23 protein-coding genes are annotated in these 26,075 nt (G+C 37.5%); 8 read left to right on the top strand and 15 right to left on the bottom strand.

What is annotated here, in order from left to right:
* The first annotated feature begins 223 nt into the window (after nucleotides 1–223).
* The gene (locus AC3B6B_RS07190) at nucleotides 224–1,108 is read left to right on the top strand and encodes a LysR family transcriptional regulator (RefSeq protein WP_489758012.1); all 885 of its coding nucleotides are present in this window, start codon (nucleotides 224–226) and stop codon (nucleotides 1,106–1,108) included.
* A 19-nt stretch (nucleotides 1,109–1,127) separates the two neighbouring features.
* On the opposite strand, the gene AC3B6B_RS07185 is transcribed toward AC3B6B_RS07190, so the two are convergent.
* Nucleotides 1,128–1,598 carry a cyclophilin-like fold protein gene (locus AC3B6B_RS07185; protein ID WP_489758011.1) on the bottom strand — a complete coding sequence of 157 codons (471 nt, stop codon included), beginning with the start codon at nucleotides 1,596–1,598 and terminating at the stop codon, nucleotides 1,128–1,130.
* Nucleotides 1,599–1,675: 77 nt separating this feature from the next.
* Nucleotides 1,676–2,782 (bottom strand): MFS transporter, encoded by a 1,107-nt coding sequence (locus AC3B6B_RS07180; RefSeq protein WP_489758010.1) that lies wholly within the window; start codon nucleotides 2,780–2,782, stop codon nucleotides 1,676–1,678.
* Between the two features lie 221 nt (nucleotides 2,783–3,003).
* Here AC3B6B_RS07180 and AC3B6B_RS07175 point away from each other — a divergent pair, with 221 nt between their 5' ends.
* The 3 genes from AC3B6B_RS07175 to AC3B6B_RS07165 all read left to right on the top strand — a co-directional run bounded on the left by AC3B6B_RS07175 (nucleotide 3,004) and on the right by AC3B6B_RS07165 (nucleotide 8,075).
* Nucleotides 3,004–3,756: an SDR family oxidoreductase gene (locus AC3B6B_RS07175; RefSeq protein WP_489758009.1), complete on the top strand. Its 753-nt coding sequence runs from the start codon at nucleotides 3,004–3,006 to the stop codon at nucleotides 3,754–3,756.
* Between the two features lie 99 nt (nucleotides 3,757–3,855).
* Nucleotides 3,856–4,968, top strand: coding sequence for an acyltransferase family protein (locus AC3B6B_RS07170; protein WP_489758008.1), 1,113 nt, complete (start codon nucleotides 3,856–3,858; stop codon nucleotides 4,966–4,968).
* 488 nt (nucleotides 4,969–5,456) lie between these two features.
* On the top strand, nucleotides 5,457–8,075 hold the full coding sequence (locus tag AC3B6B_RS07165; RefSeq protein WP_489758007.1) for a WxL domain-containing protein: 2,619 nt from the start codon (nucleotides 5,457–5,459) through the stop codon (nucleotides 8,073–8,075).
* Between the two features lie 180 nt (nucleotides 8,076–8,255).
* Here the strand turns inward: AC3B6B_RS07165 and AC3B6B_RS07160 are convergent, their stop codons facing one another.
* The 5 genes from AC3B6B_RS07160 to AC3B6B_RS07140 form a co-directional block, all read right to left on the bottom strand.
* Entirely contained in the window at nucleotides 8,256–9,632 is a 1,377-nt protein-coding gene (locus AC3B6B_RS07160; RefSeq protein WP_489758006.1) for a sugar porter family MFS transporter, read from the bottom strand.
* A gap of 44 nt (nucleotides 9,633–9,676) precedes the next feature.
* Nucleotides 9,677–11,098: an L-arabinose isomerase gene (gene araA, locus AC3B6B_RS07155; RefSeq protein ID WP_489758005.1), complete on the bottom strand. Its 1,422-nt coding sequence runs from the start codon at nucleotides 11,096–11,098 to the stop codon at nucleotides 9,677–9,679.
* A 16-nt stretch (nucleotides 11,099–11,114) separates the two neighbouring features.
* Complete coding sequence (locus AC3B6B_RS07150; protein WP_489758004.1) at nucleotides 11,115–11,846, bottom strand: L-ribulose-5-phosphate 4-epimerase; 732 nt, start codon at nucleotides 11,844–11,846, stop codon at nucleotides 11,115–11,117.
* 3 nt (nucleotides 11,847–11,849) lie between these two features.
* Entirely contained in the window at nucleotides 11,850–13,454 is a 1,605-nt protein-coding gene (locus AC3B6B_RS07145; protein WP_489758003.1) for a xylulokinase, read from the bottom strand.
* 276 nt (nucleotides 13,455–13,730) lie between these two features.
* Nucleotides 13,731–14,819 carry a GntR family transcriptional regulator gene (locus tag AC3B6B_RS07140; RefSeq protein ID WP_489758002.1) on the bottom strand — a complete coding sequence of 363 codons (1,089 nt, stop codon included), beginning with the start codon at nucleotides 14,817–14,819 and terminating at the stop codon, nucleotides 13,731–13,733.
* Nucleotides 14,820–14,945: 126 nt separating this feature from the next.
* On the opposite strand from AC3B6B_RS07140, the gene AC3B6B_RS07135 reads away from it, so the two are divergent.
* Nucleotides 14,946–15,995 (top strand): aldose epimerase family protein, encoded by a 1,050-nt coding sequence (locus tag AC3B6B_RS07135; protein ID WP_489758001.1) that lies wholly within the window; start codon nucleotides 14,946–14,948, stop codon nucleotides 15,993–15,995.
* 167 nt (nucleotides 15,996–16,162) lie between these two features.
* Here the strand turns inward: AC3B6B_RS07135 and AC3B6B_RS07130 are convergent, their stop codons facing one another.
* Entirely contained in the window at nucleotides 16,163–17,692 is a 1,530-nt protein-coding gene (locus tag AC3B6B_RS07130; protein ID WP_489758000.1) for a gluconokinase, read from the bottom strand.
* 147 nt (nucleotides 17,693–17,839) lie between these two features.
* Between AC3B6B_RS07130 and AC3B6B_RS07125 the strand changes: the two genes are divergently transcribed.
* Entirely contained in the window at nucleotides 17,840–18,322 is a 483-nt protein-coding gene (locus tag AC3B6B_RS07125) for a hypothetical protein (protein WP_489757999.1), read from the top strand.
* A 108-nt stretch (nucleotides 18,323–18,430) separates the two neighbouring features.
* Here AC3B6B_RS07125 and AC3B6B_RS07120 read toward each other — a convergent pair whose 3' ends face one another.
* The 3 genes from AC3B6B_RS07120 to AC3B6B_RS07110 form a co-directional block, all read right to left on the bottom strand.
* The gene (locus tag AC3B6B_RS07120) at nucleotides 18,431–18,820 is read right to left on the bottom strand and encodes a MerR family transcriptional regulator (protein WP_489757998.1); all 390 of its coding nucleotides are present in this window, start codon (nucleotides 18,818–18,820) and stop codon (nucleotides 18,431–18,433) included.
* Nucleotides 18,821–18,899: 79 nt separating this feature from the next.
* The gene (locus AC3B6B_RS07115; RefSeq protein ID WP_489757997.1) at nucleotides 18,900–19,862 is read right to left on the bottom strand and encodes an aldo/keto reductase; all 963 of its coding nucleotides are present in this window, start codon (nucleotides 19,860–19,862) and stop codon (nucleotides 18,900–18,902) included.
* A 31-nt stretch (nucleotides 19,863–19,893) separates the two neighbouring features.
* Nucleotides 19,894–20,664, bottom strand: a complete 771-nt coding sequence (locus AC3B6B_RS07110) for an SDR family oxidoreductase (RefSeq protein ID WP_489757996.1) — start codon at nucleotides 20,662–20,664, stop codon at nucleotides 19,894–19,896.
* Nucleotides 20,665–20,833: 169 nt separating this feature from the next.
* Here AC3B6B_RS07110 and AC3B6B_RS07105 point away from each other — a divergent pair, with 169 nt between their 5' ends.
* Complete coding sequence (locus tag AC3B6B_RS07105; RefSeq protein WP_489757995.1) at nucleotides 20,834–21,328, top strand: cupin domain-containing protein; 495 nt, start codon at nucleotides 20,834–20,836, stop codon at nucleotides 21,326–21,328.
* 124 nt (nucleotides 21,329–21,452) lie between these two features.
* Here AC3B6B_RS07105 and AC3B6B_RS07100 read toward each other — a convergent pair whose 3' ends face one another.
* Both AC3B6B_RS07100 and AC3B6B_RS07095 read right to left on the bottom strand, forming a co-directional pair.
* Entirely contained in the window at nucleotides 21,453–22,544 is a 1,092-nt protein-coding gene (locus AC3B6B_RS07100) for a CAP domain-containing protein (RefSeq protein WP_489757994.1), read from the bottom strand.
* A 36-nt stretch (nucleotides 22,545–22,580) separates the two neighbouring features.
* Entirely contained in the window at nucleotides 22,581–22,979 is a 399-nt protein-coding gene (locus AC3B6B_RS07095; protein ID WP_489757993.1) for a MerR family transcriptional regulator, read from the bottom strand.
* A gap of 85 nt (nucleotides 22,980–23,064) precedes the next feature.
* On the opposite strand from AC3B6B_RS07095, the gene AC3B6B_RS07090 reads away from it, so the two are divergent.
* Complete coding sequence (locus AC3B6B_RS07090) at nucleotides 23,065–23,916, top strand: aldo/keto reductase (RefSeq protein ID WP_489757992.1); 852 nt, start codon at nucleotides 23,065–23,067, stop codon at nucleotides 23,914–23,916.
* Nucleotides 23,917–24,010: 94 nt separating this feature from the next.
* On the opposite strand, the gene coaBC is transcribed toward AC3B6B_RS07090, so the two are convergent.
* Together coaBC and AC3B6B_RS07080 are read right to left on the bottom strand one after the other, a co-directional pair.
* Nucleotides 24,011–25,222 carry a bifunctional phosphopantothenoylcysteine decarboxylase/phosphopantothenate--cysteine ligase CoaBC gene (gene coaBC / locus AC3B6B_RS07085; RefSeq protein WP_489757991.1) on the bottom strand — a complete coding sequence of 404 codons (1,212 nt, stop codon included), beginning with the start codon at nucleotides 25,220–25,222 and terminating at the stop codon, nucleotides 24,011–24,013.
* 21 nt (nucleotides 25,223–25,243) lie between these two features.
* The gene (locus AC3B6B_RS07080; RefSeq protein WP_489757990.1) at nucleotides 25,244–25,951 is read right to left on the bottom strand and encodes a hypothetical protein; all 708 of its coding nucleotides are present in this window, start codon (nucleotides 25,949–25,951) and stop codon (nucleotides 25,244–25,246) included.
* Nucleotides 25,952–26,075 lie beyond the last annotated feature (124 nt).

Genomic DNA, 26,075 nt, shown 5'->3' with positions numbered 1-26,075 from the left:
ACTTGAACTTTTTTTAAAGCTGTAAATTCATCCAGCATAGCCCCCACAATTAAAACCAGCTTCCGAATCAAGCTCTAGATTTTTCTTTCGTGGTGGATAAATTTACAAAATATCGTCACTAAGTACCGAGTATTACTCACAGTAATAATTTAAAGAAGTATAATTCATCATAATTGTGCTAGTATTATTCCAGATCTAAAAAATATCCTCCTAAGGAGTAATTATGGAAGTCCATAGTTTACGTTATTTTTTGGCAGTTGCTCAAGAACAAAATATTTCCCGAGCGGCCAAGTACTTACATATTTCACAGCCTGCTTTATCTCGCCAAATTAGTGAATTAGAAAAAGAATTGGGCGTGCAATTATTTGATCGCAGTTCCCACAACATTAAGTTGACTAACGATGGTTACTATCTTAGAGAGCATGCTCAACAAATCATCGCTTTAGTCGATAAAACTACGTCAACTTTGCAAGCTAATCACTTACTCATCAGTGGTGAATTAGACATTGGATGCGGCGAAAGTTTGGGCATGCGCCACGTCATGCAAGTGATTGGACAGATTATGGATGAATATCCAGCCGTCAAAATTCATCTCCACAGTGGAGATGCAATGGAAGTAGAAAAACAATTAGTAACCGGTAACCTAGACTTTGGCGTCATTATGGGTGAATATAATTTTCATAATTATCAAACCTTACAACTACCTGAAAAAAATTACTGGGGCATTCTCATGGCCGCTAATTCACCCTTAGCGCAAAAACCATTCGTGACCCCTGCTGATTTAAGTCGCCAAAAATTAATCATCTCCGAACAAGTCCAACACAGCTCTCATTTACAAACTTGGTGGCAAAATGTGTCCGAACAAATTCAAATTGTTGGTACTTATAATCTAGCGTATAACGCTGCACTGCTAGCCCATAATCCACATTATTTAGTTTTAGCATTTGAAGATGTAGTCAAAAATTATCATGATGGTTTAGTTTTTCGGCGACTACAGCCACAACTATCTGAAAACAATACTTTAATTTGGCAAAAGAATCGAATCATGTCGAACATTGCTAAACTATTTTTACACCAATTGCAAGCAAATCTTGCGCATAATAATTAATCAATTATCAGTTTAAAAACTAATTTTTGGTAATCATCACTGTAAACGCATGTCTCTGATGTTTCCAAGCCGAAATAGCTCGCTGTGAATTTTGAGAATGGCCAAGCACATGAATTCCTTGAAAATACGCAACAGGGCCATAATACAGAACTAAACGTGATTGCGGCGACCAATAACCTAAATCACCAACTTTAGGATTAGCTCCAACTGGCATCTGTTTAATAGACAATGGTTGTTTCAAGTCGGAAATTTTTTCTGCTTGGTTAAAATCACGAAACCGTAGTTTTAAAGGCAGCCGCTTTTGTAAGCTTTTGGCAGCCACACTCTGATTTAAGTACGCGCGATATTTGTGATGATGCATTTTGATAATTATTTGATTAGTAGTTTTGTCACTAGCTTGAATTGATTGTAACGGTGTTAAATAGCTCAATAAAATAATGATTAAAAAGCTGATAACTATCATGCCCCAGCCGCTTCTATTTTGTTTCATTAGAAAAACTCCTTACTTATTCATAGTTGAACGTCTATGAACATTAAACTGTTGTAAGACAATAATCAAAATTCCTCCTAACAAAACCCTAACAAGGACCCTGACACTCCTTTAGCCACAATGATCTGACCACAAATAGCTGAACCTAACGTCGTGCCCAGATTAGCGCCTGTAATAAACAAGCCATTGGCCAAATCAGGCGTTTGTTGCAAGGCAGTATTCATAATATACTGATTCAAATTAGCTTCCATTCCTGCCAATGTCCCCAGCAAAATAATCAAAATGATAATGACACTGATATTTTGATGATAAAAATACAGCAACAAATACGGCACTAACATTAATATTGGCAAGCCTACTAACACCTGTCGTGGCTTCACCGCCAATAATTTACCAGCAATTTCATTACCTAAAACATTAGTTAAACCATAGATTAGTAACAATACACTAATTAACCAACTGCTTAAAGAACTAGCTTGACTTAAAAAATCTGATAAATAACTATAAAAACCAAAAACACCACCATTTAAACAAATGATAATTACTAAACTAACTAGCGTCGGCAATTTAATTAGAGTCAACATTTGTTGTTTAAAATTAAGTTTTTGTGGCATAGCAACCGGCACTAAGTAAAAAGCGCTAGCACATAAAATGAGCAAATTAATTAAGCCAAAAGTTAACATCACCAATCGAAACGATCCATAACTCGCTAATAAATTAGCTAGTGGCACGCCTAACACCATGCCCGCAGAGACGCCCATGAAAACTTTTGCTACATATTGTGAAGCTTGCTGTTGATCACTGGCAATGACCGTGGCAGTGGACATGGCATATGACACGAATACTGGATGTAAAAAAGCTGGTAAAACGCGGACAATTAATAACCAGGTAAAGTTCGTAATAAATGCTGACGCAAAGCAGCTGATCACAAACAGGCTAATAGCTAATAACATCACTCTTTTTTTATTAAACCGCCCTAGCAGCGCTGGTAAAAACGGCCCACTGAGCGCAATAATTAAAGCAAATAAACTTACTAATTGGCCCGCAGATGCAATGCTCACATGATACTGATGAGCAATATTGGGTAAAATGCCCATAATCCCCATTTCTGTGTTAGTAATACTAAACGTACCTAATGCTAATACCCAAATTAAAATATTTTTTTGTTTTTGACTAAGTGGCATAGTTTTTCTCCTCAGCGTTTAAAATCACCATCAATTTTAAAATGCTGCTGGTCACCTGTCTAATGCCAATAATGGATAACCAACTATCTAATTGCGTTATAATTGCAAAATTAATATGTATAACTTGATCTGATACTAAACTATTTAAAATAACTATTGGTTATTTTTGATCGCCGTCGTTACAATTAACTAATATTATTAATTTTTAAAGGAGAGCAGACATGACTGTCAAAGATAAGGTTGTTATTATTCTTGGTGCCTCTTCAGGTATTGGGGCCGCTACCGCTCAACTATTAGCTGCTAGTGGCGCCAAATTAGTCTTAGGGGCCCGGCGTGAACAAAGATTAAAAGAGTTGATTCAGAATTTAGATGCCCCAAGTGAGGCTTATTATCAAGTAACTGATGTCACTCATCAACAACAAGTTCAAGCCACTATTGATTTAACCTTGGAAAAATTTGGTCACATTGATGTTTTATATAATAACGCAGGCATTATGCCCCAAGGTTATCTAGCTGATCAAGAATTTGCTACCTGGCAAAAGATGATCAATACCAATATTATGGGTGTTTTAAACGGAATTGGTAGCGTTTTACCAATTATGAAACAACAACACTCCGGCTTAATAATTAGTACCGATTCTGTGGCTGGACACGTGATTTATCCCGGATCGGCAGTTTACAATAGTACTAAATATGCTGTGCGTGCCATTATGGAAGGCTTACGCCAAGAAGAATACGCTAACGGAATTCGTTCGACGATCATTTCTCCAGGAGCAGTGTCCACAGAATTAATCAATACCGTAGGTAATGAGCAAATCAAAGCTAGTCTAACCCCCACATTTAATTCTGCTGCCAGCGATGGTTTATCCCTAAGTCCCCAAGATATTGCTCAAGCGGTTAAATATGTGATTGACCAACCCGAACACGTTACCATTAATGAAATGCTAATTCGTCCAACTAAGCAAAGTGTTTAATTAAAGACTATTACTTCCTAAAGAAAAAACTCTATAATAATTGTATTATAGGGTTTTTTGTTGTTTTAATTTAACAATTTAAATATAGAAGGAATAATGATGACTCAAACCACTTCCACCGATACTGATATGGGTGACTATCTGAAGACTTTTGCCTGTACAGCAGTCATGTTACAGTCAATTTTGGCACAAGTTTTACAAACTTACTGTACCAAACCGCAACAAGTTGGCATTGGTATCACCTACGATTTAATTAAATTTACTGCTCCAGCATTTATTTTTGGTATTATTTTTTCAACCGTCAAAAATACACCGTCTCAAATTGGGCACCAATATCCGACGTATTTAAAACAACAATGGCGTGCATTATTCATCCCCAGTATTTGTTGGACTATGATTTATCTAGTATTATTTCCCAATGAACAGCAGGTTGAAAAATATCATAATTTCGCAACTGTTTTGTGGCAAATGATCAATGGCAATGCCGCACCGCATTTATGGTACAACACAATGATGCTGCAATTTATCATTTTAATGCCCGTCTTTTGGTGGTTACAAAAATTTACTCACCAAAATAAGCAGCGCTCACTTTGGGTATTAGTTATTAGCAGTTTATTGTATGGTAGCTGGCTAGTTTTTTATCAGCTAACTGTTTTTAATGGCTCACACCAACATGATTGGTACTTATTAGATCGCCTTTGCTTAAGTTTTTTTATCTATGCAGTGTTGGGCGTCTTAACTTGGAATTGGCAAAAACAGCTTGCTAAATTTTTACATAGATCATGGCCCTTATTAGTGCTACTGTTTCTTCTCATTTGGAGCTGGACTAATCGAGAATTATTAAGTTATGGCTATCCAATAGTTTTAAACAATGCGCCATATTATAAACTATCAATGACTCTCTATTGTATTGTTATCATCAGCCTCATTGCCACTTTGGCGCTTCATAATCTCCGACACCAAGCCAAAGTTTTACCTGTAATCCACTTTTTAGCACAGTACGCTTACCGCGCTTACCTAGCAAATGTTGTTTGGTTGCAAATTATTTGGCATTTATTTGGTTCGTGGCTACGTTATCACATTAATCTAGCACTAGCCATTATGATTATTTATCTATTAACTTGGTGCTTATCATTCTTGTCAGCAATCCTTTTGCATTTGCTGTGGCACAAAACAGAAACTATTCGTTTTTTCTATAAGGTCAAAATTTAATATTATATTGCACTAGTTAGTAAAAATTATTTAATTCAATAAAATCTTCGCACAAATTGCAGAATAAACTTACTTGTAGTACTTGGCGCTGAATATTATTAATTGAGTTTCGAATCGTCATACTACTAGTTGATTGAAATAAATTATGACTTAATTTATGTCCATAATTGTTCTTGTACTAAGTAATTTTCTAAATTGCGTAACTAATCACCATACCATTAGATAATAATTGATTAATATACTTGTTTGATATGACAAAACCAAAAGTCTGACCTCAGCATGACTTAATTTCTAGATAGTTCATTTAGAAATATATACTACTTTAGTAAGCTAAAAAATCAATATTCAATGTTTAGCAGTCATATTTACAAAGCTAAAAATAAGCTTATACTAATAATTGTAGTAATTAACTTATCGAATAATTAGTCCAATTGTGTGCTAGCGTTTTTTTAACTGATAGAATATTAATTAATTTATGAGGTTGTACAATGAGACATCGCCGAAAAATATTTTTGAATTTACTTTTGATAATTACTTTATCAGTATTAAGTGGTTTGGAGACAATTAATTCTAGTCAAGCAGATGATAGTATTTCAAGCTTTTTATCTCCAGTAATTCCTACTCCTTCTCAAGGATTTCTAACCAAGCCAAAAGATTTTTTAAAATTCCGTCCCAAAAAAGCGTTTACTATTTCTAATTGGTCTAATAAATCTGACTTATTACGTGGTGCCAATCCAATTGCTGGTACCGAAGTCGCTAGTGCTAATTCTAACCTTGACTTTACATTAAACACTAGTGGCGGTTTTGACTCAAATAACAATCCATATGTTTCTTTGAATTGGAAAGATATGTCTAATGCAACTAATGGTGGCTATAGTGGTGGTTATCAAGTCACACGAACTACTGATGATCCGAGTAATTCTTTTGTGAATTGGGAGCCAGTTGGTACTAACTATGGTAAAAAAATTAAAATTCTCAATGTTTACCCAACTGATGGTAATCATTTAAAAGATTGGATGAACATTATTCCAAACAGACAAACTGCAACGGTTTCAAATGGTCTAATTGCTGTTACACCAGTAGCAGAAACAGATTTTAATGCCAATCCCAATCATTATTTATTTAAAGATGCTAACGATCAATATAACTATGACGGCTTATTCTTTGGTTCAGCGGATGGCGGTAAAAATGTCGATTTAAGTGTCGCTAGTGCTAATGCTACTAGTGCTTTTGGAAATACAGGTCGTTCATTGATTTTTGGTCATGATACTTTAACTGGTAACTTATCTCATTATAATAGCTTTGCTGATAAATTAGGACTAAAAATTATGCCAATGAGCTATGATGCAGGAGCGAATGACGACCGCATTGGCTCAAAAACGGTCGAATTAATGTCAGATATGCGAACAGGATCTCTAGCTTCTTATCCTAATAAACTGTTGCAATACAACAGTACTAACAAATTTACAATCCAACCTTCTCATACCGGAGGGCAATTCTATCTTTATAGTGGTGGTGCACAAAGATGGATGGATTTTGCAATGGATCCAGGACAAAATTCGTTTCACTTTTTAGGAAGTAATGCCCAGCCTACTACTTCTGTTCACTATTTAGATAGTAATGGTAACCGCACGTCCAATCCTAACGGTGCTATCGGTGATGATAACTGGTATTTAATTACTAAAAACAATTATGCAATGACCCAAACTGGCCACACAACCGGCGCATGTTCCGTTGAAGAAGCTATGATTCTAGCTAATATGATGTATTATACTAGCACATTAAACACCACCACGCATGGCGAAGATCGAACCGTCAAAGACACTTCCGCTCCAGATGCACCAATAATTGATAATATCACACCCACAGTTAGCGATACAGTAACGGCTAACTGCAAAAGTACAGATAATGCTACCAATTACTATTACCGGGTCCAAGCTAAACGTGGTAGTAACAGTACTAATTCACAATGTATCAAACAACCTATTAAAAGTGACATTAAGGGTTATATTTATCAAATTGATAACAATGCTAATACGACTATTAATCCAAATAAGGATACTCAAGGTAATATCGATAGCTCTAATAACACCAATTTCATTAGTGTATCTGATCCAACATCTAAAGCTTCCATTAATAATATTAATCGTTTTTCTCATCAATATTTACATGTGGTTGCGATTGATAACGCTAATAACGTGTCTGCAACTAGTTCTAAGAAAATTTCGAGTTTAATTAATAAAAGTAACAGTTATTATATTTATCAGATCTGGGATGATGCTAATCATAACGGCTTAAAGGAAGCTACTGAAAAAATTATTCCACACCAAACGATTTCATTTTTTTATCGTAAACAAGATGGCACATATGAACCAATTTTAACAAAGATTAATTCTTGCGGAAACGAAAGCTACGGTAGTGGTTGGTTGCAGCTGAACTCTACAGTACAAGCAGGAATTGATATTGATACCGCAGCTTTCAAAGGACTAACGCCCACAGTAACTGGCGGTGACAGTTGTCTTCAAACCAGTCCACCAAAAACCATTAATGGCCAGCGCTATGTTCTTTCTGATCCTCTGAAGATTACCGATACTATTCCTAGAATCGAGATGGGGTTAACCAAACAACTAAAATTTCTAAGTTTAACTAATCTGCCAAAGATGGATTTTGGTGACAATAATAATGTTATTGGATATCAAAATACTAAGACTTTAACCAATAATAATTCTACTGATGTAGATAATGAGTTACAGATTGATGACCAACGAGGCAGTCAACCAATTCTTAATTATTCTGCCATTCCTTATGAAGTTACAGTTAAGTTATCACCATTTAAAAATAATAACACAATTGGTTTACAACAAGCCCAATTGTGTTTTCAAGAACGCAACAATCCACAATCAATCACTGTTAATCCAGATAATGCTGAGGTGTCACTTTATAATTCAGGAACTGCCATTTTAAATGGAATTAATACTCGTTACTATAATGATATTAATGGTCATTCACAAATTAAATTGACAGTACCACCTAAGAATCTCAATAACGACATTACCGCTGGTACTTATAGTGCCACATTAACCTATTCTATTAAAAATGCTCCATAAAGTTTTTGAATTAACAAAGAATCCTGCTAAATTTAGCTTTTAATTTAGTGGGATTTTTTTATACTAATTATTTGGCCACATAAAAAATCTCACTTCAATCACAAATTGAAATGAGATTAAAAATAATGATTAACCTTACACCAACTAAATGCTAATTCCAGTTTAATCTATTGATTCATATTACTTATGAGCATGAATTCTACCTTGCTCTTCGATTTCTTCCAAACTGTGACCAGCAGTTTCAGGAACGCGCAAAGTAACAAACAAAACACCTAATAAGCAAATAACACCAAAGATCGCAAACACCGCTGCCTGAGGCATGGAGGCAGTCATTATTGGAAAGAGTAATCCTACTAGGAAGGAACCAATCCAGTTAAACGATGAAGCCAAGCCTGAAGCACGTCCACGAATTGCAAGTGGAAAAATTTCACCGACAATAACCCAAGTTAAGGGTGCCCAAGTAAAGGAATAAAAAGCAACATAAATACATAAAAACACGACAATTAGCATGGAATTTGCATGTGGTAATAAAACATTAATCAAAGCTGGCAAGATAAACGACAAGCCCATAATTGTTCCACCTAAAATTAATAAGGAACGCCGCTTAAAATGATCAGCGATGGCTAAAAAGACTAGCGAACCAATGACTAGAATAATTCCTTGAACAATTGGCCATAAAAGTTGTGAGCTAGCAGCTTGGCCCGTTGCTTTTTGAATAATTAAAGGAATGTAGTAAAAAATAGCATTAGCTCCTTGAAATTGTTGAAAAGCAGCTACCCCTACACCTGCATATACTAAATAACGATATTTAGAATCTAATAAGGTTTTCCAAGTAGTACTTTGTTGAGTTTGCTCTTCTTCTTGAACAGTTGATTGAATTTGATCCAGCTCAGATTGAACGTCTGCTGCTGGCCGAATAATTTTTAAGACTTGTTCGGCTGAATCTTTTTGACCATTTTTCACCAAAAAACGGGGCGATTCTGGCAAACGTAATACTCCCAAATACAAGATAATTGCTGGAACTGCTGCCAAACCTAACATTAATCGCCAAGCAAAATTATCCGGTAGATTTCTCAACAAATAATCCATAATATAAGAGATCAACATTCCTGAAACAATCATTGTTTGATTAATTCCAGACAAACGTCCTCGCAACCGCGCAGGCGCCATCTCAGCCATATAAGCCGGAACTAGTGCCGAAGCGGCTCCAACAGCTAAACCTAATAAGACACGCACAATAATCAAATAATATTGTCCATTATTAGGAGACAAGCCGGATAAAATTGACCCCAGCGCAAAAACCAAAGAAGAAATCAAAATCATTTTGCGGCGTCCCAACCGGTCCGACAATTGCCCCGCTAAAGCACCGCCAAAAATCGCACCAAACATCACTGCTGAGGTAATACACCCAACAATAACTGCATTATTTAAATTCCAGTCATGCTGCAAAAATGGTAAAGCCCCTGTCATGACACCAATATCATAACCAAATAAAATTCCGCCAAAAGAGCCAAAGAAATAAATAAAACCACTCGAAATTTTGGATGATGACTGCATCAAATCACCTTGTTTTCTATTGTTTTTAGATCAACAAAATTTCTCTAAATCAAAACTGCCTTAATACCATAAAGGGTAGCCAAATCTTCAACTTGTTGTGCCGTGGCGGAAAAACTAAAGACCGTATGGTGTCCACCACCATTTTGAATCCATTGTGTAGCACCATTCTTTAATCCCGCTTTGGGTGTCCACATTTGCTTAGCAACTGGTAAATGTGGTGTTTCTTTTTCTGGTTTTTGACCAGTAACTGGATAACCAATCAACTTAAAGCCATCTCGAAAATCAGCTAAAGTAATATCAATTGCATCACCCTGCGAACCGGTGAAGACCAAACGAGCAGGATCATCTTTGCCACCAATATCCAATGGATGAACTTCCACCCGCACTTGATCGGAAGCGATTGAAGGATCAACTTCGAGCATATGCGAACCCAGAATTGCTTCATGACCCGGACGCAAATCCAAAGTGTAATCTTCCATAAAGGCCGTCTTTTGGTTATGTGTCATAATCTTAAAGACTCGAAGTAAGGCAGCTGTCTTCCAATCACCTTCACCAGCAAAACCATAACCATCTCGCATTAACAATTGGGCGGATAATCCTGGTAACTCTTCTAATCCCCATAAATCTTCAAAGTTTGAAGTAAAGGCACTGTAACCACCTTGTTCTAAGAACTTCTTTAGAGCCAAATATTGCTTTAATTGATAACGAACAGCATGCTCATAAGTCTTCTGATCATTAGCGCCGACTACTAATTGATAATCCTTTTGCAATTGTTGATATTGTTGTTCAACATCATCATCGCTGACTTCCTTCATCGCAGCTACTAAATCACCAACGCCATAATAATCAACCGTCCAACCTAATTGAATTTGCGCCTGAATTTTATCGCCTTCAGTTACCGCAACATTACGCATATTGTCACCAAAACGCGCTACCTTTAAGTTGAAGGATTCATCATATGCTACAGCCACATCTTGCCAATCAGCAATTTCTTGTTGAACTTTCTCATCCGCCCAATGTCCGTAAATAACTTTATTATGCTTTTGTAAACGTGCATTAATATAACCATATTCCCGATCGCCGTGGGCACTTTGATTCAAATTCATATAGTCAAAGTCAATGTCATCATACGGAATATAATTTAAATATTGAGTAGCAAAGTGCAATAGTGGTTTTTGTAATAACTTTGTACCCCGAATCCAATTCTTAGCTGGTGAGAAAGTATGCATCCAAGTAATCACACCAGCAACTCGGTCTTCATAATTAGCTTTTTTCATAAACTGTGTAATTTCATCAGCTGTGGTTAAAACTTCTTTGAAGACAATCGGATAAGGAAGTTTACCGTTTTCATTTAAAGCCTGCACAATTTTTTTAGCATCCACAGCCACACTCTTCAAAGTTTCTTCACCATATAAATGCTGACTGCCGGCTGCAAACCAAAATTCATATTTAGGTAATTCTAACATCTTCATCAACTCCTAATTAATTTTCCCGTACAGCATGATCATGAGAATGTTGACTATTTTGACCATAATAGGCATCTTGACCATGTTTACGATAATAATGTTTATCTAACAAATACTGTGGCACATGACTGTCATTGCGGGTCAATTGCAATGTATGATAATCTTCTTCGGCAACCACCTCCAAAACTTTGGCATTATAAACAGCTTGCTTAGCGTCAGCTCCCCAACTAAAAGGACCATGCTGACTGACTAACGCCGCAGGAATTGCTTGATAATCCAGCTTACGCTGTTTAAAGGTTTCAACAATTGCTTTTCCAGTATTACCTTCGTAATCTTCTGTGATTTCTTGTTTAGTCAGGGCTTTAGCTGCAGGTACATCACCATAAAAAGTATCGGCATGCGTGGTATTCAACGCAGGAATATCCATTTTTGCGGCTGCAAATGCCACTGCCCAAGGTGAATGCGTATGAACAATGCCGCCAATTTTGGGAAAAGCATTATACAAAACTGTATGTGTCGGTGTATCACTAGAAGGATTCATCTTACCTTCCACTACTTCGCCTTTTAAATTAACAACTACCAAATCCTGCGGTGTTAAATCTTCATAGGCAACACCAGAAGGCTTAATGACAAATAAGCCTTGTTGGCGATCAATTCCTGAAACATTTCCCCAAGTAAAAGTTACTAAATCTAACTTGGGTAATTGCATATTGGCTTCATAAACTTCTTGCTTTAATTGTTCTAACATGTTCTACTCCTTTAAATTTTTGCCTGCTAAGCGTTCGACATCCAAGCCGGCTTGATAATTATTTAAAAACTTTTGATAACCTTGAACTCCCAGCGATTCAGGACTTAGAGTCATGCTTTCTGGTTTATCAAATACTTGTTGATCCAAAAAATCCGCTAACGTTAATTGCTTGGGATTATCTGCTACATAACTAGCCAAGATTGCCATTCCCCATGGTCCACCATCTTGTGCCGTTTGCATCGTGGTAATTGGCAGATTTAGAGCATTAGCCAACACTTGCTGCGCAATAATTGGGGTCTTAAACAAACCACCTTGAGCAATCATCACATCTAACGAAATATGTTCTTCTTGTGTTAAAATATCCATTCCCATCTTTAATGGGGCAAAGGCTGCGTATAACTGTGCCAAAATAAAATTAGCCAAGTTCAATTTAGCTGCCGGCGTCCGGACAAATAATGGGCGGCCCGCAATGGTTTGTGTAATATTTTCACCCGACAAATAACTATAATTAATTAAACCGCCAGCATCAGCTTGCGCATGGGTGGTCATTAATAATAAACGTTCATATAATTGATCATTCGTTAAACTGACGCCTAATTGTTGCGCAAATTCGCCAAATAACGAAAGCCACGCATTAATATCAGACGAACAGTTATTAATGTGCACCATTGCTACAGCTGCCCCACTAGGAGTAGTAACCACATCAATGTCACGATGAACTTGCTTTAACGGCTGGTCTAACACCACCATGGAAAAAGCGGAAGTTCCTACCGAAATATTACCTGTATGTTGTCGTACACTATTAGTCGCTACCATGCCTGTTCCTGCATCACCTTCGGGAGGTGCCATCAAACTACCGGCTTGTAACTTACCACTAGGATCTAAAAACTTGGCACCTTGCTCACTTAAAGTGCCCGCTTGTTGGCCCGCAGTCAAAACTTGTGGCAAAATATCGTCCAAATGCCACTGATATTGTTGCTTTAAAGGTAATTGCTCAAACAAAGTTAAATAATGTTTGTCATATTGAAGGTTTGTACTATCAATAGGAAACATGCCTGACGCATCGCCAACTCCTAAAACTTTTTGACCAGACAATTGCCAATGAACATAGCCAGCAAGTGTTGTCATAAACGCAATTTGGGCCACATGCGGTTCTTGATTTAACATTGCTTGATACAAATGAGCAATACTATAACGCTGTGGAATATTAAAATTGAACAATTCGGTTAATTCATCAGCCGCTTGTTGGGTAGAATTGTTCCGCCAAGTGCGAAATGGTACCAGTAATTGACCAGATTGATCAAAAGCCAAGTAACCATGCATCATGGCACTAACACCAATGGCTTTAATCTTAGTCAACGGAATATGATATTGGCTTTGAACCTGCGCTACTAATTGAGCATAACTAGTCTGAATACCAGTTTTAACTTCTGCCAAAGAATAGGTCCAAAGATTATCAATTAATTGATTCTCCCAATCAAAACTACCCGAAGCAATCGTTTGAAACTGTTGATCAATTAGCACCGTTTTAATCCGTGTTGAGCCCAACTCAATTCCTAAGCTCACTTCACCTGTTTTTATAGCTTGCACAGTCTCCACTAACTTCATTCCTATTTGGCCCCCTACTCCAACTAATTAGCACATTTTAAAATAGCGTTTTCATATCAACGGCTTTATTTTAAAACTATTATCCCGATAAATCAATAGCATTTAAATTTATCCGTACCATTTTTTGATTTTAATGTTTTTTTAGCAAAGTTAAATATAGTAAAGGCTTAAAAATCAAAGCTTGATTTATCCGGAATAATATACTAATGTTTAGATAGCGCTTACCATGATGCTTTCAATAGCCAAAAACAAAATAAACAGTAAAGCCCGAAGACCTTACTGTTTATCAGGTGCTATTGTTGTAACAGATTGCCGCTTGATTAAGCGTGGATGGTATTGAACAGATTGGACAGTTTTCTTTTGTAGTAATTGTAATAGCATTTTACCAGCATCTTCACCCATTTGTTCTTTTTCATGCTTAACAGTTGTTAAAGCCGGATTTAAGTATTCTGACATTTGATAATCATCAAAACCCACAACTGAGTAATCTTGTGGAACTCGTAAATGTTTGGTACGCAGATAATCAATTAGCTGAATTGCTAATTCATCATTGTAACAAGCAATAGCGGTCGGTGCATGTGCTAATGCTAAATTACTATCAATGCGTTGCAAAATTTTAGTAATCTCATCTTGTGATTGATACATAATGAGATTACTTTGATAAGCAAACTGGGGGTGCTTTTGGTAAGCACGAATAAAACCTTGCATCCGTTCGACACCTTGTTGATCATCAACTTTAAATACCCCTAAAATACTACGATGTCCTAACGACAACAAATACTCTACCAATTGCTCTTCTGCGGCACTATCCGCCATAGTTAAACTGGGAAATGTCATTTCTGGATAAGTAGCATTAATAAATAATGTTGGAATATGTTGAGCCTGGATTTTTTCATATAAATCCAAATTGGCATTCGGCAAAGCACTTTGCGTTGGCTCAATAATTAGTCCTGCAACCTGTGCATCCAGCAATTTGATTAAACTTTGCCGTTCTTTGGTATAAGTATTGTGAGTATTGCCAATTAGTAGAGAATAGCCGGCTTGTGATAGAATCCGATCAATTCCAGAAATAATTCTGGGAAAAATATAATCTGCAATATGGGTGGTAATCACGCCAATCAATTTACTATCAGCACTAGTTCGCCAATTCTTTTGCCAATCTTGAACAAAGGTGCCACCACCTTGAACCTTATAAACTAAATGCTGTTGTTGTAACTCAGTCATGGCTCGACGGATAGTGTAACGTGAAACTCGAAAAGTTTGCATCAATTGCGTTTCTGTTGGCAATTTTTCATCAACCGCATATTGACCGGTTAAAATAGCAGCTTTTAATTGATCATGCACCTGCTGGTACTTATTAGTCATTATTACCACCTCTTTTTTAATCTTCATTTTTGACAATCATAGCAAATTTTGGATTGCACTAATTAATCCGTTTTATTTTAAAATAACTAGTTGTAAATCTCAATTAAATTTTTCAGGAGGTTTCCCATGTCACAAAAGCAAACAAGTTTTCAAACGACACAAACTTTATTTGATTACTATCAAGATCAACCCGTTACTAAATTTTCATTAACTAATCAAAACGGCGTCCGTTTATCAGTTTTAGACTTTGGTGCTTTAGTTTATGAAATCACTTTACCAAACGGGCAAAATCTCATTTTAAATTATCCACACACTAAAGATTACTTAGCCAATCCCTTTTATCTGGGAATGGCCATTGGACGAACAGCAGGGCGCATCAAAGATGGCCTTTTACATTTAGCAGGCCAAACGGTGCAATTACCTACTAATGAAAAGACAACCACCTTACATGGCGGTCCCCACGGTTTCAATTCTCAGTTTTGGCACGGACAAATTCAAACTAATGCTTCCGAACCCCAAATTGTTCTGCAGCATCACCAACTAAGCCAAACTGATGGTTTCCCGGGTAATTTACAAGTTCAAATCACTTATAGCTTAACCAACACCAACCGAATTAACATTAACTTTCAAGCCCACAGTGACCAACTGAGTGTGTTCAATCCGACCATGCATCTTTATTTTAACCTAGGAACCACTAATTCTATTTTAGACCATACACTTCAAATCAATAGTCAGCATGTCCTGCAATTAGATTCCCAGAAAATTCCTACTGGTCGTCTCCAACCGACTGCTCAGACTCCCTTTGACTTTCAAACACCACACTTACTCAAAACAGCCATTGCGCAATTACAAACGACTGCTGAAAAAGGCTTCGACGATCTTTTTATTGTGCAGCCAGACGCTGAACAAAAAATCGCCGAATTAACAGCCCCCAATAATCAATGTCAGATTCAATTATTTTCCCAAAGAAACGGTTTAGTTGTCTTTAGTGCCAACAGCTTTACCAAAGAGCACATGAATTTAACTCGCACTAATGGCGTAGGTATTCCCTATTTAGGATTAGCACTGGAACCCGAAACCCTACCTAGCAGCCAAAACGAGCACGTCGAAGATGCAATATTAATTCAACCCAATGAAACAAAAAATTACCAAATCGGTTATCAATTAATCTTTTAATTTTTAATTGAGTATAAACTACTAAACTACCAGTTACATTAAATTGTAACGGTAGTTTTTTAGTCAAAATGACGTGACCAAAAAATTTTTGTCAATTTAAGCGAACATATTCTGCTTGCGGTGCACCAAAAGTTGCTTAGAAATTAAATACTCACCATTTTTTAAGCTTAATCTGAAGTAAGAGCGTGTCTAATTTGAAATTGTGCAAGATCAGCATATTCTGATTGTAATTGAGCACTTACTCGTTGATAAATTGGAAAGAGCTCTTGATAAACAGCAACATGATCCTTAATTGGCCTATAAATTTTCATGGGACCAACAAACTGGGTTACCGCTGAAAAATCAGGCACCCATCCTAATGACTTCATTGCCATAACAGCGGCTCCTAAGCATGAAGATTCAAAAGCCAACGGTACAGCAACTGGTTGATCAAAGACGTCCGCCACAATTTGACAACCTAAGTTAGACTGAACAAAGCCCCCTGTGAGAATGATTTGTTGCGAAGTAACACCGACTTCACTCACTGCCTGATAAACACTATACAAATTATAAACAATGCCTTCTAAAACTGCTCGAATCATATCAGATCGCGTATGCAAAGCATTTAATCCGACAAAAGAACCTCGTGCTTGCGCGTTCCAAAGCGGAGCTCGTTCACCATTTAAAAAAGGCAGAAATAATAAACCGTTCGCTCCCACTGGTACTGTAGCAGCAATCTGCATCAATAAAGCATAGGAATCCAACTTTTCGTCAGCCTTCATATCCAATAAGTTATCCCGGGCCCACTGCCAGATATTGCCACCGTTATTTACCGGACCGCCAACTACATAATGGCTCGCATCCAATAAATAACAAAATAATCGTTGCTGAGAATCAATGACGGGGTGGTTGGTTAATATGCGAACCGCTCCTGAAGTCCCAATAGTCATGGCGACACTGTGTTCATCTAAGGCGCCCACTCCCAAATTAGATAACGCCCCATCAAAAGCCCCTTGCACAAAGATTACATCAGCTGGACAGCCAATAATTTGCGCATATTGTTGCTTTAAACCGGCAAACTGCGTTTCTGCAGCAACGATTGGTGGCAACTGATTTTGCCTAATCCCCGCTAAGTGTAATGCTGTTTGGTCCCATTGTTGTTGTTGAATGTTAAATAAACCAGTACAACTCGCAACAGAAAGATCCATTTGCCAAACGCCACACAAACGATACAAAACATATTCTTTAATGCCGCAATAATAGCGGGCCTGCTGAAAGATTTGCGGTTGTTCTTCTTTCAACCACAAAAGTTTACATAATAAAGACATCGGATGCAGCGGCGTTCCCGTTCGTTCATAAATTTTAGTACCCTGTAAAGACGTTTTGAGTTGTTGGGCATATTTACTAGCGCGCGTGTCATTCCAGGTCATAATTCGCGTTAATGGTTGATGATATTGATCTAAAGCTATGAGACTCTGATTAGCACTCGAGAAAGCGATCGCTTGAATGTCTTGCTTATTGTTCACTGCTGTAAAAATGGTCTGTAAAACTGTCACTACTGCCTGAAAGATAATTTCAGGATCTTCTTCGGCTAAACCATTAGCTTCACGATATAAAGGATAGCCCTGATGAGCTTGACTAACTATTAGTCCTGTCCTGTCATATAAAACACCTTTAGTACTTGTAGTTCCAATATCTAACCCCACGACATAATCCATGATGATTGCTCCTTTATTTAACAATACTCCTATTTTAGTTTGACACTCCGTCTTTCAAATGCAATGACAGCAACGATTGCATTTCCTATATGCAAAGTTTAAGATACTAACCAGTAATCGTAGTAAATTATCGTTGGGGAGATTAATATGCATTTATTAACAACTTGTTTAGCTTTTGTAGGTGATTGGTTTCTGTTTATTTACCCGGTTTATCAAGCCGGCTTGGAATTACAAGATTATCGTAAATTTTTGGCAAATTACCGTGAAATTTCCATTAATGTTAAGAAAATATCGCCTTTATGGTGGTTAATTCCACCTTACAAAATTTGGTTAGAAAAAAAACGGGGCACTACTATTTTACGTCAAGCAGTTCATGATGAAAATGAATTTCATGAAGCTATGAATTTTTTAAATAAAGCTACTGCTTGGTGGTATGTAGCGTTGGCTGGTTTATTAAATAGTATCCAATCCAGTTATGAATTATGGGAATTATTTGAAATTAAATTAAATTGGATCTTTTTCTGGTTATTAATTTTACTGCTCTTCTTAGGTGGGATTATGCAAGTTTTATACCGGCTGAGTGATTGGCGTTTTCAACACATGCTTAATGTTTTTCATGCTAAAAAATAAAAAGACTAGCACCGAAGCTGGGACAAAATGTAAGCATCAATTTATTGTCCGGACTTCATGGTTCTAGTCTTTTTAAATCCATCAATTTAAGTTTTTCGAAACTAACTATTACTCTTTAGGAGTTCGTAGTTTATCATTTTCATACTTTAATAAACGTTGCTCATAACCATCAATTTTTTGATCGAGTCGTTGATAAGTGGCCTGCATCCGTTGAATCTTTTGGCCCAATTCATCGCGTTGCTTGATTAAAATTTGTTTACGTTGAGGAATGGTTTGCTTCCCCTGAAAAAATAAATCAACATATTCAATGAGCGCTTTCAAGGAAATTCCCGCAGCGCGAAACTGTTTAGCCAAATAAATCCAATTAACATCTTCGGTTTGATAATCACGGTAGTGATTATTCTTTCTAGTAACTGGCGGAATAGCCCCCACTTTTTCCCAATAACGAATTGTATCAATATTGACGCCAGTTTTTTGACTGACTTGTTTTATGTTCATTTGACTAACCACCAATCATTAATATATCTATCATAACACAAGCAACTAATGATCTAGGGATCCCTTTACTCATTATCCTCTAAAAATGCGCTTCATTAATATTCATTTGATCTAATTCATGATTAATTTGTTGCATTTCACTAGTTGATAATTCCACTTCACTTGCACCTAAGTTTTCTGCCAAACGTTTCATTTTGGTGGTACCGGGAATGGGAACAATATAATCTTTTTGCGCAATTTCCCAAGCTAAAACTATTTGCGCAGAAGTCGCATGCTTTTGTGCCGCTAATTGTTGTAACAAGTCTAAAACGACTTGATTTTGTTTCATGACTTCTGGTTTAAAGCGACTCATCGTATTTCGAAAATCACCTGCGGCATATTTTTCACCTGGTTGATACTTGCCACTTAAAAAGCCGTTGCCTAACGGACTGTAAGCCACAAAGCCAATACCTAATTGTTCACACAAAGCAAACAATTCTGTTTCTGGCTTACGATAAACCATTGAATACTGATTTTCCATGGCAGTTAAAGGTGAAACTTGATGTGCTCGCTTAATATAATCTATCGGTGCATTGGACACACCCCAATGTAAAATCTTACCTTCTTTAATTAAGTCATTCATAACTTCCGCCACTGTTTCTGGAGCAACGTTAGGATCAACACGATGTTGGTACAACAAATCAATATGGTCTGTTTGTAAGCGTTTAAGTGATTGTTCCACTTGCTGATGAATTGAGTCCGGTTGACTGTCCAAAACATTCGTTGGCTGACCATCAATGACTTTTTGTCCCGTGATGCCAAACTTCGTGGCAATGATGGCTTGATTGCGAATCGGCTTTAGAGCCGCTCCCAATAATTTTTCATTACCTGGGCCATAAACTGGCGCTGTATCAAAGAAATTACCCCCTAGCTCAACTGAACGCCGAATTAATTCGATCATTTGTTGGCGATCTGCTTGCGGACCGTAAGCATGATCCATGCCCATAATTCCCAAGCCAATTGCTGGAACGCGTAAATCTCGTCCTAAAATGCGTGTTTTCATAGTTGAAACTCCTCTTTTTATTGATTAAAATTTATAATTCATTGGCAAATACAGCTGATAAACCGCCATCAACCGTGATTTCTGTACCAGTAATAAAGGCACTTTGATCACTAGCTAAAAAGAGCACCGCTTGACTAATATCTTCAACTTGGCCTACGCGCTTTAAGGGCGTTAACTGGGCGCGGTGTTGTTGTTTAGCCTGTTCTTGTTGCGGTGAGCGTCCCAATTCTCCGGTCGCTGCTGGTGTGGGGACTACCCCTGGACTAACAGCATTAACGCGAATTTGCCGGTCTTGTAAATCAGCCGTCCAACTATGAATAAAAGAACGCACTGCAGCTTTAGAAGCGGCATATAAACTAAAATTCTGAATTCCTAAATTAGCGGTAACTGACGTATTTAAAATAATTGAAGCGCCTGTCGTCAATAATGGTAAGACGGCTTGCACTGTTAAAATCGTTCCTTTGACGTTCGTGTTTAAAACTTGATCAATTTGCTTGGAAGTCATTTTTCCTAAAGCAATATATTGACCTACACCCGCATTGGCGAAAACAATGTCTAATTGGCCCGCTTGTTCTTGAATAGTTTGCGCAACTCGTTGCATATCATCAAATACACTAACATCCGCCCGAACACAAGCACTGTTTTTACCAAGTTGTTGCACAGCTTGTTGGAGAACTGGTTCTCTTCTACCCGTAATATAAACGAAGGCTCCTGCTTCAACTAAAGCTTGTGCTGTTGCTAAACCAATGCCAGAATTACCTCCAGTCACCAACGCGACTTTATTAGCTAATAATTTGGTCATTACTTAATTGTTCTCCTCTCCTGTAGATTGTTATTGATTGTAAACCCTGAAGTTTACTTCATAGCAAGTCTTTCACATTCGATTACTAATAATTATTTTTCACGGCTTTGATTTCTTGTTAGAATGTTCTTATTACTACTAATTAAATTTCAGAAAGGACGTTTGTCACTTGTCATTAAACATTTCTACAATTAAAACTGCTTTAAATTTAATTCCCCATCCTGAAGGAGGTTACTTTAAAGAAACTCAAAGAAGCTCACAATTAATCTCCACTCCCCAGGGTCAACGCGCCTTATATACTTCGATTTTATTTTTATTAACGGCCAATAATCCTTCGCATTTGCACCGATTAAAATCCGATGAAACTTGGTACTATCATCTAGGTGATGCTTTAGATGTCCATTGCTTATTCCCTGATGGGAGTTACCAATTGCTTAAGATTGGTCCGGACATTCAACACGGCCAACAATTATCATATACAGTACCTAAAAATACGATTTTTGGTTCCAGTGTCGAGCAAGGATTCAGTTTGGTTAGTTGTGTCGTCGCTCCTGGTTATGATGAGCGAGATTTTGAATTATTTACTCAACAAGAATTAATTAAACAATATCCCCAACACGCTAACTTAATTAAAAAAATGGCCTACGAACAGTTAGATTCATAGGCCTTTTGTTTATATTATAAAGTTGTGAAATTGCATTTTGTTACAACAAGTGGTTCAACTAAATCCCCCTCTTTAATTGCTGAAGATCCGAACACAACTTGGGAAAATGATTTATCGTAAACATTTAATGATCATATTTTCCTTGTGGAGCAGGAGCATTATTATAGTTATTAACTGCTGTCACTTCAGTATAATCAAAATCTGTTTGTGGCGTGGCAAATGTTTGTACGGTATACATCAGTCCCGTCGAATCGATAGCCACACCAATACCGACTTGCGTATAAAATGGGCTCAGCATATTTTTGCGGTGACCATCATTAGTGCTGTAATACTCATGAAAGAAATCGCTAGTTGCTAAAATGGCATCTTGTTGCGGTGTAGCCTGTAGTTCATTTTGATCAAGATTTTCACCCATTAAAGCATAGGAATTTTGCGGATACACATTTTCATACCATCCATCATGGTCATCTAATTGCCCCTTAGCTGCTAAAATTTGGGCCCGCTGCATAGAAAACTGTGTTAATGCGGTATTTTCCTGTAAACTGGCTAAATTATTTAGAGATCGTAAACGATTTAACTCTTGTAGCATGGCCTCCTTAACCACACTAGCGTCAAAATCTTGTTGGGCTTCTTGGTTAGCCGTTGCCGTGGAATGAGCCTGTGAATTATCAGTCACCACGGTGATGGGCGACATATTATTAGTAGTTGCAAAGTTCACATAAACATCCTGCGCATTGAGCCAGTCGTTAGCAGCAATTTGATAGTAAGTTTGATTACGGATAGTTTTAATATGGCCTACTTTCCAATCAGAAAAATTGGCTACGGTTTGCCGTAATACTTTTTGTCCTTGGTTGTCATATAAAGCAGCTACTTTTTTCTTAGGCGTAATGACGCGCGCAACATGATAGGCATACTGACTAGGAACAAAGTTATTGGTACTACTGGAACTTGGTAGCCACAAATTAGGACCAATCAAATACATTTTCTGACCATTAATGACTTGAATATCACCCACGCGCCAAGAGGTCTGGGCAGCAACGGTTTTACTTAACTTATCGCCTTTACGATCAAACAATGGTGTCGTCGGTTGTTGAGTGGCAGTCGCGACTGGATAATTAAAATCAGCAGCTTGGACTGGCTGTTGGTCGTGATTAAAGGCAATGATCATAAAGACCAGGCTGCTCAATAGTACTGTTAAAATCTTTTGGTGTTTCATATTAATTCTTCTTCCAATTTAAATATTCAATCTTAATTAAGCCCATGTTTTTGGATTTAATTGATCTTGCTGCGGATTTTTTAAAGACTGTGCGTAAATTTCTTTTTTGTGTTCTAAATACTGTAGCCGTTGCTTCGTTTCAACTAATTGTTCTTGGGTCTTCAGATATTGTTGTTGAATCAATTCGTAACGTTGCGGTATGGTTTGCGAACCTTGTAGACATAAATCAACATACTGTTTAACTGTCGCTACACTCAGTCCGGATTGTCTTAAATAATGGCAACCTTGCAACCAGTTTAATGAAGCTTGATCAAATAAACGCCGATTTAAATGATCACGTTGCACGGTCGGAACTAATCCCCGGTCAGTGTAAAAACGGATGGTATATTCACTTAAGTTTAATTTTTTCGCAACTTGTTTAACTGTTAACAACATAGCTATTCCCCTTAATTAAAGTCTTGCATTCGTGTTACTCGAAGGTAGTAAGATAACTATACAACTAATTAAAGGAGGTTTCAAAATGACTGATATACCTAAAATCACTTTAAATAACGGTGTACAAATGCCACAGGAAGGTTTTGGGGTTTACCAAATTGCTAATGAAGCAACTCAACAAGCAGTCCAATCTGCTTTAGACATTGGTTATCGGGCAATCGACACGGCGCAAGCCTACCACAATGAGCAGGCGGTGGGCCAAGCTATTAAAGACAGCCCCATTAATCGCCAAGATATTTTTTTAACAACTAAGGTTTGGGTTTCAAATTACGGTTATGATAAGACCAAGTCTTCCGTGGAAGATTCATTAAACAAATTACAAACCGACTATTTAGACTTGGTATTACTACATCAAGCTTATAATGATTATTATGGTGCTTACCGCGCCCTGGAAGACTTATATCAAGCCGGTAAGATCCGGGCAATTGGCGTATCTAATTTTTACGCTGATCGTTACGTGGATTTAGTTAAGTTTAATCAAGTCGTACCAGCCGTCAATCAATTGGAAACCCATGTCTTTTATCAGCGACAAGCGGAACGACCTTATTTAAAACAACACGGTACTAAATTAGAGTCTTGGGGGCCCTTTGCTGAAGGCCGCAATAACTTCTTTCACAATGAAACTTTAATTCAAATTGGATCTAACCACCATAAAACTGCAGCGCAAGTGGCTTTACGTTATTTAACTCAAATGGGAGTCATTATTATTCCTAAATCCACCCATCCAGAACGAATGCAAGAAAACTTAGATATTTGGGACTTTGAACTAACCGCTACTGAATTCCAACAACTTCAGCAACTTGACACCAATCAAAGCTTATTTTTCGATCATCGCGATCCTGAAGTGGTAGACTCCATCACGGACTTTAAACTCTAGGTACCAACTATCTATATAGAAATAAAAAAAGCAGGATTGACTGAATCCCAGAACTGCCAATGGATTCAGAGTATTCCTGCTTTTTTATTTTTAACTAATTGTGCTGTTTATCATGAAACAAACGGACTAACTGATCGACAATCAAGTCCGCAATGGCTGTTTTAGATAACAACTCCGTTGTAATCGGGGCGTGATTTTTTTGCAGCATGGTCACTTGATTGGTATCCCCGTTAAAACCCACTCCCGGTTGAGAAACATCATTAGCTACCACTAAATCTAAGTGTTTACTCTCTAATTTATGTTGCGCATTAGCCTGCAAATTCTGAGTTTCTGCCGCAAAGCCGACCGTTACTTGCTGTGGTTGTTTAATTTGAGCGACAGCTTGTAAAATATCGGAAGTTTTTTCTAATTCTAATGTCCAAGTTTGCGCGGCAGTTTTTTTAATTTTTTGTTTAGCAGTGTTAACAGGACGAAAATCAGTCACCGCCGCCGCCATCACCAGGCCATCACTTACGGGAAAATGCTTTAACACTGCTGCTTGCATTTGCGCACTGGTTTGCACTGCCACCATATCAACGTCAGCAACAGGAGCTAGTTTAGTTGGACCGCTAATCAAAGTTACCGTGGCTCCTCGTTGTCTTAAAGCTTGCGCAATCGCATAACCCATTTTACCGGATGAATCATTGGCTAAAAAGCGCACTGGATCAATTCGTTCGCGCGTCCCGCCAGCTGTTACTACAATGTGTTTACCAGCTAACGCAGTTGAATGCGTTAATAAAGTTTGAATTTGAGCCATAATCTGCTCAGGTTCAGCCAGGTGTCCCTTGCCTTGATAGCCTTCTGCTAAAAAACCCACCGTGGGTTCCACTATTTGTACACCATCAGCCTGTAAGGTTTGTAAATTACGCTGAGTAGCTGGATTGAACCACATTTGATCATTCATGGCTGGTACTACCAATTTAGGTGCTTTAGTCGCTAGTAAGGTCAAACTAGCCAGATCATCTGCTAAACCGATAGCCATTTTCGCAATCAAATCTGCGCTCGCCGGGACCACTACTGCCAAGTCCGTCCATTGGGCTAATTGAACGTGTAAAACTTTATCAACCGTAGCATCAAACATATCTGTGTAAACCGGACGCTGCGCTAAAACTTGAAAACTTAATGGGGTAACAAATTTCTCCGCAGCTTTAGTTAACACTACTTGGACTTGTGCTTGTTGTTTAATCAGCAGACGGGTCAACTCTAAGGCCCGATAAGCCGCAATACTACCTGTCACAAACAATGTAATATGTTGATTTTTTAACATTGACTTTTTCCTCAATAATCTTTAAGCAATAACCTTGGCTTGTAAGCCAAATACCACAGCCATCATGATGGCTAATTCGTAATCAATACATAACTCACTTTGTCGCCAAGCACTAATTAACGGCGCTACTGGCGGCCAAGTTTGATGGGTTCGCTGTTCAAAAAACTTTTTGGTAATTTCGATTTGTCGCGGATCTGGCCAAATATACATGAGTTCTTCAAACGGTGACATAGCTGTCGGTGCAATTTGAGCTAAAGCTTTGATCCGCTGTTGAATTACCGTTGGTAATTGACTTTTGGGACACATCAACGCTTGTTGTGGAGTTTGTTGCCAAGAAATAATCGATTGCCACAGCTGATTTTGAGCTGCAGTTTGTGGCACAAACTTATTTTCCCGCAAAGTAACATAATGAGCAATTACTGCAACCAACACTGCGTGTTCATATTGATAACTATCAGCACTATTTTTCATTTGCCAGACAGCTTCGTCTACTTCTAACCATGGTTGGTGAAATTTGCGTTCAAAACTGTCTTTAATATCCGTAATTTGTTCTTGCTCTGGAAAAATATAGGTCATCAAAGTAAACGGCTGCAACTGTGCAAATTGTGTAAAATATTGTTTTCTTTTTTGTAATTCTAACGGTAAAGCTTGTCGTGGTGCTTGAATTTGTCCTTGATCATTAAATTGCCAATTATAGATAGCTTTATGTAAGCGTGTTTTTTGGTCCAAACTAACCACCTTCTTTTCTTTAAATTTGTCCTAGATAAAATTTTATAATCTTTTAAACTAAATAACAATCCTTTTTTACGCTGTTCGGCTGACTCAGAGCTGAGCAATTAGAACTTATTATTCA

The organism is Bombilactobacillus sp. ESL1197 (genome assembly GCF_058107145.1).
The sequence above is the reverse complement of the archived record's forward strand: the minus strand, read 5'-3'. Positions and strand labels throughout refer to the sequence as shown.

What these genes read in the sequence shown, in the direction of transcription:
- AC3B6B_RS07110 (WP_489757996.1), bottom strand. Translation starts at nt 20,664, where the DNA reads ATGACCAAATTATTAGCTAATAAAGTCGCGTTGGTGACTGGAGGTAAT.
- AC3B6B_RS07170 (WP_489758008.1), top strand. Translation starts at nt 3,856, where the DNA reads ATGACTCAAACCACTTCCACCGATACTGATATGGGTGACTATCTGAAG.
- AC3B6B_RS07135 (WP_489758001.1), top strand. Translation starts at nt 14,946, where the DNA reads ATGTCACAAAAGCAAACAAGTTTTCAAACGACACAAACTTTATTTGAT.
- AC3B6B_RS07115 (WP_489757997.1), bottom strand. Translation starts at nt 19,862, where the DNA reads ATGAAAACACGCATTTTAGGACGAGATTTACGCGTTCCAGCAATTGGC.
- coaBC (WP_489757991.1), bottom strand. Translation starts at nt 25,222, where the DNA reads ATGTTAAAAAATCAACATATTACATTGTTTGTGACAGGTAGTATTGCG.
- AC3B6B_RS07160 (WP_489758006.1), bottom strand. Translation starts at nt 9,632, where the DNA reads ATGCAGTCATCATCCAAAATTTCGAGTGGTTTTATTTATTTCTTTGGC.
- AC3B6B_RS07130 (WP_489758000.1), bottom strand. Translation starts at nt 17,692, where the DNA reads ATGGATTATGTCGTGGGGTTAGATATTGGAACTACAAGTACTAAAGGT.
- AC3B6B_RS07140 (WP_489758002.1), bottom strand. Translation starts at nt 14,819, where the DNA reads ATGACTAATAAGTACCAGCAGGTGCATGATCAATTAAAAGCTGCTATT.
- AC3B6B_RS07145 (WP_489758003.1), bottom strand. Translation starts at nt 13,454, where the DNA reads ATGAAGTTAGTGGAGACTGTGCAAGCTATAAAAACAGGTGAAGTGAGC.
- AC3B6B_RS07090 (WP_489757992.1), top strand. Translation starts at nt 23,065, where the DNA reads ATGACTGATATACCTAAAATCACTTTAAATAACGGTGTACAAATGCCA.
- AC3B6B_RS07190 (WP_489758012.1), top strand. Translation starts at nt 224, where the DNA reads ATGGAAGTCCATAGTTTACGTTATTTTTTGGCAGTTGCTCAAGAACAA.
- AC3B6B_RS07150 (WP_489758004.1), bottom strand. Translation starts at nt 11,846, where the DNA reads ATGTTAGAACAATTAAAGCAAGAAGTTTATGAAGCCAATATGCAATTA.
- AC3B6B_RS07120 (WP_489757998.1), bottom strand. Translation starts at nt 18,820, where the DNA reads ATGAACATAAAACAAGTCAGTCAAAAAACTGGCGTCAATATTGATACA.
- araA (WP_489758005.1), bottom strand. Translation starts at nt 11,098, where the DNA reads ATGTTAGAATTACCTAAATATGAATTTTGGTTTGCAGCCGGCAGTCAG.
- AC3B6B_RS07095 (WP_489757993.1), bottom strand. Translation starts at nt 22,979, where the DNA reads ATGTTGTTAACAGTTAAACAAGTTGCGAAAAAATTAAACTTAAGTGAA.
- AC3B6B_RS07165 (WP_489758007.1), top strand. Translation starts at nt 5,457, where the DNA reads ATGAGACATCGCCGAAAAATATTTTTGAATTTACTTTTGATAATTACT.
- AC3B6B_RS07185 (WP_489758011.1), bottom strand. Translation starts at nt 1,598, where the DNA reads ATGAAACAAAATAGAAGCGGCTGGGGCATGATAGTTATCAGCTTTTTA.
- AC3B6B_RS07100 (WP_489757994.1), bottom strand. Translation starts at nt 22,544, where the DNA reads ATGAAACACCAAAAGATTTTAACAGTACTATTGAGCAGCCTGGTCTTT.
- AC3B6B_RS07125 (WP_489757999.1), top strand. Translation starts at nt 17,840, where the DNA reads ATGCATTTATTAACAACTTGTTTAGCTTTTGTAGGTGATTGGTTTCTG.
- AC3B6B_RS07175 (WP_489758009.1), top strand. Translation starts at nt 3,004, where the DNA reads ATGACTGTCAAAGATAAGGTTGTTATTATTCTTGGTGCCTCTTCAGGT.
- AC3B6B_RS07180 (WP_489758010.1), bottom strand. Translation starts at nt 2,782, where the DNA reads ATGCCACTTAGTCAAAAACAAAAAAATATTTTAATTTGGGTATTAGCA.